The sequence below is a fragment of the Pacificispira spongiicola genome (assembly GCF_012926505.1).
GTDB classification, from domain to species: Bacteria; Pseudomonadota; Alphaproteobacteria; order UBA8366; family Aestuariispiraceae; genus Pacificispira; species Pacificispira spongiicola.
Genome location: NZ_JABBNT010000005.1, coordinates 81318 through 95213, shown reverse-complemented (window position 1 = coordinate 95213; position 13896 = coordinate 81318). Strand labels below are relative to the sequence as shown.

General features: G+C 59.1%; 13 protein-coding genes and 2 tRNA genes. All 15 read left to right on the top strand.

What is annotated here, in order from left to right; translation table 11 throughout:
• Positions 1-50 precede the first annotated feature (50 nt).
• The 15 genes from lon to HH303_RS16155 all read left to right on the top strand — a co-directional run bounded on the left by lon (position 51) and on the right by HH303_RS16155 (position 13882).
• Complete coding sequence (gene lon / locus HH303_RS16225; protein ID WP_169626438.1) at positions 51-2468, top strand: endopeptidase La; 2418 nt, start codon at positions 51-53, stop codon at positions 2466-2468.
• 252 nt (positions 2469-2720) lie between these two features.
• Positions 2721-2993 (top strand): HU family DNA-binding protein, encoded by a 273-nt coding sequence (locus HH303_RS16220; RefSeq protein WP_169626437.1) that lies wholly within the window; start codon positions 2721-2723, stop codon positions 2991-2993.
• 148 nt (positions 2994-3141) lie between these two features.
• A tRNA-Val gene (locus tag HH303_RS16215) sits at positions 3142-3217 on the top strand.
• A 217-nt stretch (positions 3218-3434) separates the two neighbouring features.
• Positions 3435-4214 (top strand): hypothetical protein, encoded by a 780-nt coding sequence (locus tag HH303_RS16210; RefSeq protein ID WP_169626436.1) that lies wholly within the window; start codon positions 3435-3437, stop codon positions 4212-4214.
• A gap of 233 nt (positions 4215-4447) precedes the next feature.
• Positions 4448-4524: transfer RNA gene (locus HH303_RS16205), tRNA-Asp, on the top strand.
• A 300-nt stretch (positions 4525-4824) separates the two neighbouring features.
• On the top strand, positions 4825-5190 hold the full coding sequence (locus tag HH303_RS16200) for an NADH-quinone oxidoreductase subunit A (RefSeq protein WP_169626435.1): 366 nt from the start codon (positions 4825-4827) through the stop codon (positions 5188-5190).
• Positions 5181-5735 (top strand): NuoB/complex I 20 kDa subunit family protein, encoded by a 555-nt coding sequence (locus HH303_RS16195; protein ID WP_169626434.1) that lies wholly within the window; start codon positions 5181-5183, stop codon positions 5733-5735. Before HH303_RS16200 ends, HH303_RS16195 begins: the two co-directional genes overlap by 10 nt.
• Before the next feature lie 54 nt (positions 5736-5789).
• Positions 5790-6416 carry an NADH-quinone oxidoreductase subunit C gene (locus HH303_RS16190; RefSeq protein WP_169626433.1) on the top strand — a complete coding sequence of 209 codons (627 nt, stop codon included), beginning with the start codon at positions 5790-5792 and terminating at the stop codon, positions 6414-6416.
• 3 nt (positions 6417-6419) lie between these two features.
• A complete protein-coding gene (locus HH303_RS16185) occupies positions 6420-7640 on the top strand; it encodes an NADH-quinone oxidoreductase subunit D (RefSeq protein WP_169626432.1) in 1221 nt (406 codons plus the stop codon).
• A 13-nt stretch (positions 7641-7653) separates the two neighbouring features.
• Complete coding sequence (nuoE, locus tag HH303_RS16180; protein WP_169626431.1) at positions 7654-8256, top strand: NADH-quinone oxidoreductase subunit NuoE; 603 nt, start codon at positions 7654-7656, stop codon at positions 8254-8256.
• Positions 8257-8274: 18 nt separating this feature from the next.
• Positions 8275-9588, top strand: coding sequence for an NADH-quinone oxidoreductase subunit NuoF (gene nuoF, locus HH303_RS16175; protein ID WP_169626430.1), 1314 nt, complete (start codon positions 8275-8277; stop codon positions 9586-9588).
• 17 nt (positions 9589-9605) lie between these two features.
• Positions 9606-11678, top strand: coding sequence for an NADH-quinone oxidoreductase subunit NuoG (nuoG, locus tag HH303_RS16170; protein ID WP_169626429.1), 2073 nt, complete (start codon positions 9606-9608; stop codon positions 11676-11678).
• On the top strand, positions 11671-12729 hold the full coding sequence (nuoH, locus tag HH303_RS16165) for an NADH-quinone oxidoreductase subunit NuoH (RefSeq protein ID WP_169626428.1): 1059 nt from the start codon (positions 11671-11673) through the stop codon (positions 12727-12729). Before nuoG ends, nuoH begins: the two co-directional genes overlap by 8 nt.
• A gap of 22 nt (positions 12730-12751) precedes the next feature.
• Entirely contained in the window at positions 12752-13240 is a 489-nt protein-coding gene (nuoI, locus tag HH303_RS16160; protein ID WP_169626427.1) for an NADH-quinone oxidoreductase subunit NuoI, read from the top strand.
• Positions 13241-13273: 33 nt separating this feature from the next.
• Positions 13274-13882, top strand: coding sequence for an NADH-quinone oxidoreductase subunit J (locus HH303_RS16155; protein ID WP_169626426.1), 609 nt, complete (start codon positions 13274-13276; stop codon positions 13880-13882).
• Positions 13883-13896: the final 14 nt, after the last annotated feature.

Below are 13896 nucleotides of genomic sequence, written 5' to 3'. Positions count from 1 at the left end.
GCGCGGGACGGGACCCATCGGTCCGTCCCCCGATAGGAGAGAGTGCTGATATGCAAGAGTTCAAGCCAGGTGTGGAACTGCCGGTTCTGCCGCTTCGCGATATCGTCGTCTTCCCGCATATGATCGTGCCTTTGTTCGTCGGACGGGAAAAATCCGTTCGGGCGCTCGAAGACGTCATGCAGGACGACAAGCAGATCCTCCTGGTCACCCAGAAAAACGCCGGGGAAGACGATCCCAAGGCGGAGGATATTTACGATGTGGGGACCGTCGCCACGGTCCTGCAATTGCTGAAACTGCCGGACGGGACGGTCAAGGTCCTGGTCGAAGGCGTACAGCGCGCCCGCATCACGGATTTCATCGAAACCGACGAATTCTTCCAGGTTCAGGCCCAGATGCTGGACGACCCGGAAGAGCAGGAAGGCGATTTGCAGGCCCTCGGCCGCGCCGTGGTCGGTCAGTTCGAACAGTATATCAAACTGAACAAAAAGGTTCCGGCGGAAGTGATGATCTCGATCAACCAGATCGAGGAACCGTCGCGCCTTGCGGATACCGTCGCACAGCATCTGACGCTGAAGATTTCGGACAAGCAGGACCTGCTGGAACTGGAAACCGTGTCGTCGCGTCTGGAAAAGATCTTCGGCTTCATGGAAGGCGAGATCAGCGTCCTTCAGGTCGAAAAGCGCATCCGCAACCGCGTGAAGCGCCAGATGGAGAAGACCCAACGCGAGTACTATCTGAATGAGCAGATGAAGGCTATTCAGAAGGAACTTGGCGAAGGGGAAGACGGCAAGGACGAACTGGCCGAACTGGAAGAACAGATCGAAAAGACGAAGCTGTCGAAGGAAGCCAAGGATAAGGCGTATGGCGAGCTGAAAAAGCTGCGGTCCATGAGCCCGATGTCCGCGGAAGCCACGGTCGTGCGCAACTATCTCGACTGGCTGCTGTCGATTCCGTGGAAGAAGCGGTCCAAGGTCCGCACGGACCTGAAGGCGGCGAAGGAAACCATGGATTCCGACCACTACGGCCTGGATAAAGTTAAGGAACGAATCCTGGAATATCTTGCGGTCCAGGCGCGTCAGAAAAAGCTGAAAGGCCCGATCCTGTGCCTCGTCGGCCCGCCCGGCGTCGGGAAAACCTCGCTCGGCAAGTCGATTGCGAAGTCGACGGGCCGCCAGTTCGTGCGCATGAGCCTTGGCGGCGTGCGGGACGAATCGGAAATCCGTGGTCACCGCCGGACCTATATCGGGTCCATGCCGGGCAAGATCGTTCAGGGCATGAAGAAGGCGAAGAAATCGAACCCGCTCTTCCTGCTGGATGAGATCGACAAGCTGGGCGCCGATTGGCGCGGCGATCCGTCATCTGCCTTGCTTGAAGTCCTGGATCCGGAACAGAACTCGACCTTCAACGACCATTATCTGGAAGTCGATTACGACCTGTCCGATGTCATGTTCGTGACGACGGCAAACACGCTGCGCATGCCGCAGCCGCTGCTCGACCGTATGGAGATCATCCGCATCCCCGGCTACACGGAGGATGAGAAGGTCGAAATCTGCAAACGGCACCTGATTTCGAAGCAACGTGAGGAAAACGGTCTGACCGAAAAGGAATGGTCGATTTCGGACAATGCCCTGCGCGACCTGATTCGCTACTACACGCGGGAAGCCGGCGTCCGTAACCTGGAACGCGAAATCGCGAACCTGACCCGTAAGGCCATCAAGGAGATCATGATGGGCGAAAGGGAAACGGTTTCGGTCACGACCCAGAACCTCGACAAATACGCTGGGATCCGGAAATACCGTTTCGGCGAAATCGAGGAGAGCGATCTGGTCGGCGTGGTCACGGGCCTTGCCTGGACCGAAGTCGGCGGGGAGCTGTTGTCGATCGAAGGCGTTCTCGTCCCGGGTAAGGGGCGCGTCACAAAAACCGGGAAACTGGGCGATGTGATGCAGGAATCCATCCAGGCGGCGGAAAACCTTATCAAGAGCCGTTCGGTTTCCTTCGGGATCAAGCCGACCGTCTTCGACAAGAACGACATTCACGTTCACGTCCCGGAAGGCGCGACACCGAAAGACGGTCCGTCCGCCGGGGTCGCGATGGTTACGTCCATCGTGTCGATTCTGACCGGTATCCCGGTCCGCCGCGATATCGCCATGACCGGCGAAATTACGTTGCGGGGCAGGGTGCTGCCGATCGGCGGGTTGAAGGAAAAGCTGCTGGCGGCATTGCGCGGCGGAATCAAAACCGTGCTCATTCCGCATGACAACGAGAAAGACCTGGCCGATATTCCGGACAATGTGAAGAAAGGGATGGAAATCATCCCCGTTCGCACGGTCGATGAGGTACTGGGTCATGCCCTGGTGGCACCTCTGGTCCCGATCGAATGGTCCCCGGAAGAGCAAACCCGGGCGGACATCGCCGCCGCGTCGACCGATTCGGGAGACGATCTGGACGGTGTCGTCACCCATTAAGGTAAATTTTCCCCGGTTGTTCCGCTGAAGGCGGAGCTTGAGCGCAGTGAGGCATTGCCTTGCTGCGCTCTTCGCCTTTGCCCAATCGTTGAATTGATTTGATTTCAATCAAATTCAATGAAATCCGCAGAAAACCGGGAAAAATTCGGCCTTTCGCGTTGACGTCTGTCTGAAACTACCCTTACACTCCACGGCATTCGGATAGTTCTATCCGGTCATTCAACATCATCCCGTAACACTAGGGGGGTTCCTGTGAATAAGAACGATCTCGTCGCTGCCGTTGCCGACTCTGCGGGTCTGTCCAAGGCCGATGCCGCCAAAGCCGTTGACGGCGTCCTGGAAGCCATCACCGGCCAGCTTAAGTCGGGTGACGAAGTCCGCATCGTCGGCTTCGGCACTTTCTCGGTCAGCAAACGCGCCGCGTCCACCGGCCGGAACCCGCAGACGGGTGCCGAAATTCAGATTCCGGCGTCCAACCAGCCGAAATTCAAGCCGGGCAAGGCTCTGAAAGACGCCGTCAACTAAGACAGCGACTTTCTCCGGTTCTTTTTTGAATCGGTGGGAATTAACCGATCGTCCTGTTAGGGGCGGTCGGTTTTTCTTTTTTGCCTGTTCCGCACCGGAAGGGTGATTGATAAACGTCGTCCGGCGGTCTATACGGGCGCGTGGTTAAGGGCGGTTAGCTCAGCTGGGAGAGCATCTCGTTTACACCGAGAGGGTCGGCGGTTCGATCCCGTCACCGCCCACCACCTTTTCTTTCCCAGAAATTCAACATCGACATTCGACGATAATTCGCATGCCCGCGATGCCAATCGGCTTTTGCGTCGGTGCGCGTCTTCCGGCGAGGTTTGCCGTTTCCCCGATTATCGCGATTAATCTGTTCATGGTGATCGGAATCATTAAACGATAAAGAGCAGAGTGGGGATGTATTGCCTCTTATGATTATCCGTATCGGGACGCGAATCGATGGCTCAGTTGGAACCGACGCAAGAGGACATTGCCGCCGGCGCACGATTATCGGTAATCCTGCAGCCCGACCACGAGACTTTGAACGTTTCAACGCCGACATATGACGAAACCTATCAGCTTCCCTTTGTCTATTCTCAGGACGGGGTTTTTACGGGGGTGACACGGCCCGCCCATGCGGTCACCACCCCGACGAAAGAAGTTCAATGCATCGGATTCGGGTATACGAACGCGTTACCGGTTTATTCGATCTACTATCCCGGATCCGTTCATTTGCCCGATACGCCAAACGGCAAGATTGTTGCGCGCGTCATTTCCGCGAAACAGTACAAGGTTATGAAGTTCGCAGCACTTCCGGCTGGAAGACTGCTTTATGAGGCAACCGAAACGGCGCGAGGCGATCACGGGCCGGTTTGCGAAAGCATCGCAAATGGTCGAAAGCACTATGCCGTCGCGGATTTCGGGGACGGGAGTGTGAAAAGCCTGCCGATCGATATCTCGTATAGCTATTTTTCCTCCGATCGTCTCGAATTCCGGACGGAAACATTTCCAATATCCTCGCACCTGACGAAACCGAAGAGGTTCAGCGACGACCTACGGTCCGCGTTGAGCGAGAAGGGAATAGAACCGGAAAATCCGAATTTCTATTTCGGCCAGCATTTTGATCTCGCATGGACTTTTTATCATTTTTTTGAAGACGGAAGTTATTCCGACACACCGGGCGATACCGATCAGAATAGGGGCAGCTATACGTCGCTTCGCATTTATGAGTATCCGTGAGTCCGCGATTGAAGCGATTGCCATGAATTCTATGAACCGATACGGCGTCGAAGGGTGCCGAACCGACGTAACCTTCGGATTTTTCCGCTTCGATCCGAGGCCCGGGAATCCTGGGAAAATCGGGTCCGATAAAAAAACCTTCATAAACTGGTTTTAGGTTGCTTGACACTGGGCGGGCGGGGCTTTATCAACCGCGTCGTTCGGGACGGAACACCGCTCCGGACACATAGCGCGGGGGTGTAGCTCAGCTGGTTAGAGTGCCGGCCTGTCACGCCGGAGGTCGCGGGTTCGAGCCCCGTCACTCCCGCCACTTAATTCTGAAACGGTATCGTTTCCAAAAGGTCCGCGGACGCCTGTCCTGCGGACTTTATTGTATCCGGCCCACAAGCTATAGTCCTGATTAAGAGCGTGTTTCAGGGCGTTGCGATGCCTTGACCGGATCGGTTTGCCGTGCAACATGACGCTTGCGTATCGATGGTCGTAGGGGCACCTCGAAGCGGCGCTTCGAAAATGATCCTTGCGGCGTTCAAGATTTTCCCTCGCCACCCCGCCAGATCGGCGGCGGGACGAGCCAGATAGGGGCGCGGGTTTTCGCCCGCGAGAGATCGCTATGGAAGAACTGCTCAGCGACTACTTCCCGATCCTCGTCTTTCTCGGCATAGCCATAGCGGTATCCGCACTCATGATCGTCGGCAGCATGCTTGTTGCGCGTCAGCATCCTGATTCGGAAAAACTGTCGGCTTACGAGTGCGGGTTTGAGGCTTTCGACGATGCGCGTTCGCGTTTCGACGTGCGGTTCTACCTCGTCACGCTTCTCTTCATCATCTTCGACCTGGAAGTCGCCTTTCTGTTCCCCTGGGCCGTCGCGCTTGGCGATATCGGCCTGTTCGGGTTCTGGTCGATGGTGATCTTCCTTGGAATTCTGACCATCGGTTTCGTCTACGAATGGCGTAAAGGGGCTCTGGAATGGGAGTAACGACCATTAATCCGACGGCCGGGCAGGGGCTGCTCCAGCCGGGCGCGGCACAGGACAGCGTCCTGGGCGCGGTAAATGAAGAGCTTCAGGACAAAGGCTTCGTCGTCGCGAATTTCGACAAGCTGGTGAACTGGGCCCGCACGGGCTCCATGTGGCCGATGACCTTCGGTCTGGCCTGTTGCGCGGTGGAGATGATCCACGCCTATATGCCGCGATACGACCTCGACCGATTCGGTGTCGTCGTGCGCGCCTCGCCTCGTCAGTCGGATGTGATGATCGTCGCCGGCACGCTGACCAACAAAATGGCGCCCGCTCTGCGTAAGGTTTACGACCAGATGGCCGAGCCGCGTTGGGTGATCTCCATGGGCTCCTGTGCCAATGGCGGCGGCTATTATCACTACAGCTATTCCGTCGTTCGGGGATGCGACCGCATCGTCCCGGTCGACATCTATGTGCCGGGCTGTCCGCCGACTGCGGAAGCCCTGGTATATGGCGTTCTGCAATTGCAGAAGAAGATTCGTCGTACCGGAACGATCGCACGCTGATCGTCCGGCGCGTTTTGATTTGGTTGCCTGTATCTTAGGGGGCACGTTGAGACCATGACCGCGAACCGCGAATCGCTGACCGAACTCGGTTCCTATATCGAGGCGAAATTCGGCGACGAAATCGGAGGCTGTGAGCTTGTAAACGACGAGCTGGTCGTGACCGTGCCGCCGCAATCGCTGTTGAAACTGTGCAAGTTCCTGCGCGACGATTCGCAATGCCTGTTCCAACAGGCGGTCGACGTCTGCGGCGTGGACTATCCGGATCGGGAACGCCGCTTCGACGTCGTCTACAATCTGTTGAGCTTCAAGCACAACATGCGCTGCCGGGTGAAGGTCGCGGTGGATGAAGATACCGCGGTTCCGTCGACCGTGGCGGTCTGGCCGTCCGTGAACTGGTACGAACGCGAAGTCTGGGACATGTACGGGGTCTTCTTCTCCGACCATCCGGATTTGCGCCGCATCCTGACCGATTACGGCTTCGAAGGGCATCCGCAGCGCCGGGATTTCCCGCTGACGGGTTACGTCGAAATGCGCTACGACGACGAACAGCGCCGTGTCGTCTACGAACCGGTGAAGCTGACGCAGGAATTCCGCAGCTTCGACTTCCTCAGCCCGTGGGAAGGCATGACGCCGAAACTGCCGGGCGACGAGAAGGCCGATGCGCAGCAGGAAGGGAAATAAGGGATGAGTGTCGCCGAATCGAACGCTGCGTCTCTCGTCGGGACCGACCAGGATCCCACCATCAAGACGCTGACCATGAATTTCGGGCCGCAGCACCCGGCGGCGCATGGCGTGTTGCGAATGGTCATGGAAATGGACGGGGAGGTCATTGAACGTCTGGACCCGCATATCGGCCTGCTGCACCGCGGCACGGAAAAGCTGATCGAATACAAGACCTATATGCAGGCGATCCCGTATTTTGACCGCCTGGATTACGTCGCGCCTATGGTGCAGGAACATGCCTTCGTTCTGGCGGGGGAGAAACTGCTGGGCGTCGATGTCCCGCTACGCGGGCAGTATATGCGTGTCCTGTTCGATGAAATCAGCCGTATTCTGAACCATCTTCTGAACGTTCCGGCCTATGCCATGGATGTCGGTGCGATGACGCCGATGCTGTGGGCCTTCGAAGAACGCGAAAAGCTGATGGAATTCTATGAGGGGGTCTGCGGTGCGCGTCTGCACGCGGCCTTTTATCGAATCGGCGGCGTTCACCAGGATATGCCCGCGGATATGGCGGCGAAGATCGAGGAATGGGCGGACGGGTTCCCGAAATTCATCGACGACATGGAAAGCCTGCTGACGGAAAACCGCATCTTCAAACAGCGGTCCGTCGATATCGGCATCATTTCCCCGGAAGAGGCGATGGCCTGGGGCATGTCCGGCCCGGTTATTCGTGGGTCGGGGATTGCCTGGGACTTGCGCAAGTCGCAGCCTTACGACGTTTACGACAAGATGGATTTCGACATTCCGGTCGGGAAGAACGGCGACTGTTACAGCCGCTATCTGGTCCGGGTCGCGGAAATGCGCGAATCGCTGAAAATCGTGAAGCAATGTCTGGCGGAAATGCCGAAAGGCCCGGTTCTGTCGACTAATGCGAAAGTATCGCCGCCGCGCCGGTCGGACATGAAACAGTCGATGGAATCCCTCATCCATCACTTCAAGCTTTATACCGAAGGCTTTCACGTTCCTGCCGGTGAGACCTATACCGCCGTCGAGGCGCCGAAAGGCGAATTCGGCGTCTATCTGGTTTCCGACGGCACGAACAAACCCTATCGCTGCAAGATCCGCGCGCCGGGTTTCGCGCATCTTCAGGCCATGGACCACGTTTGCCGCGGTCATATGCTGGCCGACTCGGTCGCCATTCTGGGCGGCTTCGACGTCGTGTTCGGCGAGATCGATCGGTAAGGATACGGAAGAGATGACGGATACGTTCGAATTTACCGGCGAATTCCTGAAGGAAGCCGAACGGAACATCGCCAAATATCCGGAAAAGCGGAGCCAGTCCGCTGTTCTGGCGCTGCTGTTCCTGGCGCAGGAGCAGAACCACGCCAACGGCCATTATGTGACACCGGCGGCGATCGCCAAAATCTCCGAAATGCTGGATATGCCCTATATCCGCGTGATGGAGGTCGCCAGCTTCTTCACCATGGTGAATCTGGAACCGGTGGGGAACTTCCATATCCAATTGTGCGGCACGACGCCCTGCATGCTGCGCGGCGCGGAAGACATCCGGGCGGCGATCGAAAAGAAACTGGACATCCACAACGGCGAAACGACGAAAGACGGCCAGTTCACCCTGACCGAAGTCGAATGCCTGGGCGCGTGCTGCAATGCGCCGATGGTCCAGATCAACGACGACTATTACGAAGACCTGACGCCGGAAATCATGGTCGACATCATCGACCGTCTGGCGAAAGGCGAGAGTGTGGCCCCCGGGCCGCAGAATGGCCGCAGCTGTTCCGAACCGGAAGGCGGGCCGCAAACCTTGCTGACCGGCCCGGCGCCGCAGGTCAGAAGTTAAGGGAAGGGGGCTTACGCCATGCCGGATTGGTCTCCGCTTAAGGACGAGGATCGCATCTTCAAGAATCTCTATGGGTATCACCCGTGGAACCTTGAGGCGGCGAAGAAGCGCGGCGCGTGGAACGGGACGAAAGACCTGGTCGCGCTCGGCCGCGAGAAGATCGTTGAAATCGTGAAGGCCTCCGGCCTGCGCGGTCGCGGCGGCGCGGGTTTCCCGACGGGCCTGAAATGGTCCTTCATGCCCCAGGCGACGCCGGAAAAGCCGTCCTACCTTGTCGTCAACGCGGACGAATCCGAACCCGGAACCTGTAAGGACCGGGAAATCATGCGCAACGACCCGCATACCTTCATCGAAGGCTGCCTGTTGGCCTCCGTCGCGATGGGCGCGCATAACTGTTACATCTATATCCGCGGCGAGTACCGCCTGGAATACAAGGTGATGGAAGGCGCAATCGCCGAAGCCTATGCGGCGGGCCTTGTCGGCAAGAACGCTTGCGGCACCGGTTACGATTTCGACATCGCGATCCATCACGGCGCCGGCGCCTATATCTGCGGCGAGGAAACCGCCCTGCTGGAAAGCCTGGAAGGTAAGAAGGGCCAGCCGCGCCTGAAGCCGCCGTTTCCGGCCATGGCGGGCCTGTATGGCTGCCCGACGACGGTCAACAACGTGGAAAGCATTGCGGTCACAGGTGAAATCCTGCGGCGCGGGGCGGAATGGTTCCAGGGCTTCGGTCGCGAAAACAATTCCGGAACCAAGCTGTTCTGCATTTCCGGTCACGTGAACAAGTCCTGCAACGTCGAAGAAGCTATGTCGATCCCGTTGAAGGAACTGCTGGAACGGCATTGCGGCGGCGTGCGCGGCGGCTGGGACAATCTGAAGGCCGTCATTCCGGGCGGGTCGTCGGTGCCGTTGCTGCCGAAGGATATCTGCGACGACGTGCTGATGGATTTCGACGCGCTGAAGGAACAGAAATCCGGCCTGGGCACGGCAGCGGTCATCGTCATGGACAAATCGACCGACGTCATCAAGGCGATCGCGCGCCTCAGCTACTTCTACAAGCACGAAAGCTGCGGCCAGTGCACGCCGTGCCGCGAAGGTACCGGCTGGATGTGGCGCGTCATGGACCGGTTGGTCCGGGGCGAGGCGGAAATCGAGGAAATCGATTCCCTGATCGAAGTCACGAAGCAGATCGAAGGGCACACGATTTGCGCCCTCGGCGATGCGGCGGCTTGGCCGATCCAGGGCCTTGTCCGGCATTTCCGCGACGAAATCGAAGACCGCATCAAAAATCGCACGCGTGTCGCTATGAGCGGCGCGGCGGCGGCTGAATAACGGGTAGGGCGCAGGATATGGCGACGATCACCGTCAAGATTAACGGCGAAGAACACGAGGTCGAACAGGGCATGACCGTCCTGCAGGCCTGTGAACAGGCGGGCGTGGAAATTCCGCGCTTCTGCTATCACGAGCGACTGTCGGTTGCCGGGAACTGCCGCATGTGCCTGGTCGAGGTGAAGCCCGGTCCGCCGAAACCGGCCGCGTCCTGCGCGCTTCCCGTCGCGCCGAACCAGGAAATCTTCACCGACACGCCGATGGTCCATAAGGCCCGCAACGGTGTCATGGAATTCCTGCTGATCAACCATCCGCTCGACTGCCCGATCTGCGATCAGGGCGGCGAATGCGACCTGCAGGATCAGGCCATGGCCTATGGTCGCGGGGGGTCGCGGTATCATGAGAACAAGCGCGCGGTTAAAGACAAATATATGGGCCCGCTGATCAACACGATCATGACCCGTTGCATTCACTGCACGCGCTGCGTCCGGTTTTCCGCCGAAGTGGCGGGGGTCGAGGAGATCGGCCTGCTGAACCGGGGCGAAAATGCCGAAATCTCGACGCTGGAAAAGGCCCTCGATAGCGAAATGTCGGCCAACGTCATCGATCTATGCCCGGTCGGCGCGCTGACGTCGAAGCCCTATGCCTTCGAAGCGCGGCCCTGGGAATTGAAGAAGACGGAAAGCGTCGATGTGATGGACGCCGTCGGCTCCAACATCCGCGTCGATACGCGCGGGAACGAAGTGCTGCGCGTTCTGCCGCGTCTGAATGAAGACGTGAACGAGGAATGGATTTCCGACAAGACGCGCTATGCCTGCGACGGTCTGCGCCGTCAGCGTCTGGACCGCCCCTATGTGCGCGGTGAAGACGGCAAGTTGAAGCCCGCGACATGGCCGGAAGCAATGACCGCCATCGCCGGGGCCGTGAAGGGCATGAAGCGCGACGCCATGGCCGCGATCGTCGGCGATCAGGCAGATGCGGAAAGCGTCTATTCGCTGAAAAAACTGATGGCCAGCCTGGGCGTCGCCAACCTCGATTGCCGTCAGGACGGCGCGAAACTCGATGCTACGACGCGCGCCGGTTACATTTTCAACACGACCATCGCCGGGATCGACGAGGCGGACGCGCTCCTCATCGTGGGGTCCAACATCCGTTGGGAGGCGCCGATCATCAATGCGCGCATCCGCAAACGTTGGATGGGCGGTCAGTTGAAGGTTGCGTCCATCGGTCCGCAGGTGAAGACGACCTTCGATGTCGATTATCTCGGCGCAGGTCCGGAAACCCTATCCGATGTTGCGTCCGGCAAGCACCCCTTCGCCAAGATCCTGAAGGATGCGGAAAAGCCGATGATCATCGTCGGCATGGGCGCGATCAATCGTCCGGACGGCGCGGCGGTCCTGGCCACTGCGAAGAAGCTGGCCGACGATTTCGGCATGGTGAAGGACGGCTGGAACGGTTTCAACGTGCTGCACACGGCGGCGAGCCGTGTTGGGGCGCTCGATCTCGGCTTCGTGCCGGGTGAGGGCGGCAAGTCGGTGCCGGAAATCGTCGACGGTGCGGCCTCCGGCGCGGTGAAGTTCGTTTACCTGCTGGGCGCGGATGAGGTCGACCTGACCGGCGGCAAGGCCTTCGTTGTCTATCAGGGCCACCACGGCGACCGTGGCGCGCATGCCGCCGACGTGATCCTGCCGGGGGCGGCCTATACGGAAAAGAACGCCACTTTCGTGAATACGGAAGGACGCGTTCAACTGGCGCGCCGGGCGGCTTTCCCGCCGGGTGAGGCGAAGGACGATTGGGCGATCCTGCGGGCGCTGTCGGAAACCCTAGGCAAGGCCTTGCCCTGGATCGATTTCGATGGCCTGCGCAAGGCAATGCGCGAGGAATATCCGCATCTGGCCCGGATCGACGATGCCGAAGCCGCCGAATGGGGCGATTTCGGAACCGCCGGGGAGATGAATGCCGCGCCGTTCAAATCGCCGATCGACAATTTCTACATGACCGACCCGATTTCGCGGGCGTCGGAGACCATGGCGGAGTGCACCCAGACCTTCGTGCTGGACCGCCAAAGCGAGGGGACCGGTACCAATGGCTGAGCAGTTCGCCAACCTGTTCGAAGGCGTCTGGTGGAGCAGCTATCTTGCGCCGACCATCCTGACGATCCTTCTGATCCTTGCGATCACGGTGCCGATCCTGCTGGGCGTTGCTTATCTGACGCTGGCGGAACGAAAAGTCATCGGCTGGATGCAGTACCGCAAGGGCCCGAACGTCGTCGGCCCGTTCGGTCTGTTGCAGCCGCTTGCGGACGGCTTGAAGCTGTTCCTGAAGGAAACCGTCGTACCGTCGGGCGCGAACCCGGTTCTGTTCCTGATCGCGCCGATGCTGACCTTCATCCTGGCGCTGATCGCCTGGGCGGTCATCCCCTTCGATGACGGTTGGGTTCTGGCCGATATCAATGTCGGCGTCCTGTATCTCTTTGCGATCTCGTCGCTGGGCGTTTACGGGATCATCGTCGCCGGTTGGGCGTCGAACTCCAAATACGCGTTTCTGGGCGCGTTGCGCTCAGCGGCGCAGATGGTGTCCTACGAAGTATCCATCGGCTTCGTCATCGTCTCCGTGCTGCTCTGCGTCGGGTCGCTGAATCTCAGCGATATCGTCAAGTCGCAGGCCGGCAGCGGGTTCTGGAACTGGTACTTCCTGCCGATGCTGCCGATGTTCGTGGTCTTCGTGATTTCCGCCCTCGCGGAAACGAACCGCGCGCCGTTCGACCTTCCGGAAGCGGAAGCGGAACTGGTGTCGGGCTACAACGTCGAATATTCGGCCATGGCCTTCGCGCTGTTCTTCCTGGGTGAATACGCGAACATGATCCTGATGAGCGCCATGACCTCGGTCCTGTTCCTGGGAGGTTGGTTGCCGCCGTTCGACATCGCGCCGTTCACCTGGATCCCGGGGCCGATCTGGTTCGCGCTGAAGATCGCCTTCGTGTTGTTCATATTCCTGTGGGTTCGGGCAACCTTCCCGCGCTATCGCTATGACCAGTTGATGCGCCTGGGGTGGAAGGTATTCCTGCCGCTGTCGCTGTTCTGGGTCGTGGCGACCGCCGGGTTCCTGGTGGCCTTCGATCTGCTGCCGACTGCGGCGCAGTAAGTTAGATTTAGGAGACGTCAATATGGCGAGCCTAGACAGTACCGCGAAATCCTTCCTGCTGGCGGAATTGCTCAGCGGGATGGCCTTGACGCTTAAGGCGATGTTCAAGCCGAAGCACACGATCAACTATCCCTATGAAAAGGGACCGTTGAGCCCGCGCTTCCGGGGCGAACATGCGTTGCGCCGCTATCCGAACGGCGAAGAACGCTGCATCGCCTGTAAATTGTGCGAGGCAATCTGTCCGGCGCAGGCGATCACGATCGAGGCCGAACCGCGCGCCGACGGGTCGCGCCGGACGACGCGCTACGATATCGACATGACGAAATGCATCTATTGCGGCTACTGCCAGGAAGCCTGCCCGGTGGATGCGATCGTCGAGGGGCCGAATTTCGAATTCGCCACCGAAACCCGTGAAGAGCTGTTCTACAACAAGGACAAGCTGCTCGCGAACGGGGAACGGTGGGAAGCGGAAATCGCCGCGAACTTGAAGTTGGACGCGCCTTACCGCTAACACGGCGGGGGCAGATAGACGAAGGGGGAACCGATGGCATTCGCCGGGTTCATGTTCTACATTTTCGCCGCGATAACCGTGGCTTGCGCCGTGATGGTCGTCACGTCGCGCAACCCGGTTCATTCGGTGCTCTACCTCATTCTCGCCTTCTTCAACGCGGCGGGGCTTTTCGTCCTGATCGGCGCGGAATTCCTGGCGATGATCCTGGTCGTCGTCTATGTCGGCGCGGTTGCGGTTCTATTCCTGTTCGTCGTCATGATGCTGGACGTGAACTTCGTCGAACTGCGCAAGGGCGTTCGTAACTACGTTTATATCGGCGCGGTGATCGGCGGCATCCTGTTCGTGGAACTGGCGATGGTCGCGACGTCGTGGAGCCTGGGACCGGAACTGGCCTCCATCTCCCTGGGCCCGGTGGTGGGAGAGGTGCACAACACCCGCAGCATCGGTCAGGTCATCTACACCGACTACATCTACCTGTTTCAAGGCGCGGGCATGATCCTGCTGGTCGCCATGGTCGGTGCCATCGTTCTGACCCACCGTCAACGGGCGGGCGTCAAGAAACAAGTCATCCGCGACCAGGTCGCCCGTTCGTCGAAGGACGAGGTCACCCTGGTCAAAGTTCAACCCGGCGACGGCGCGTAAGAAAGGGAGCGGGA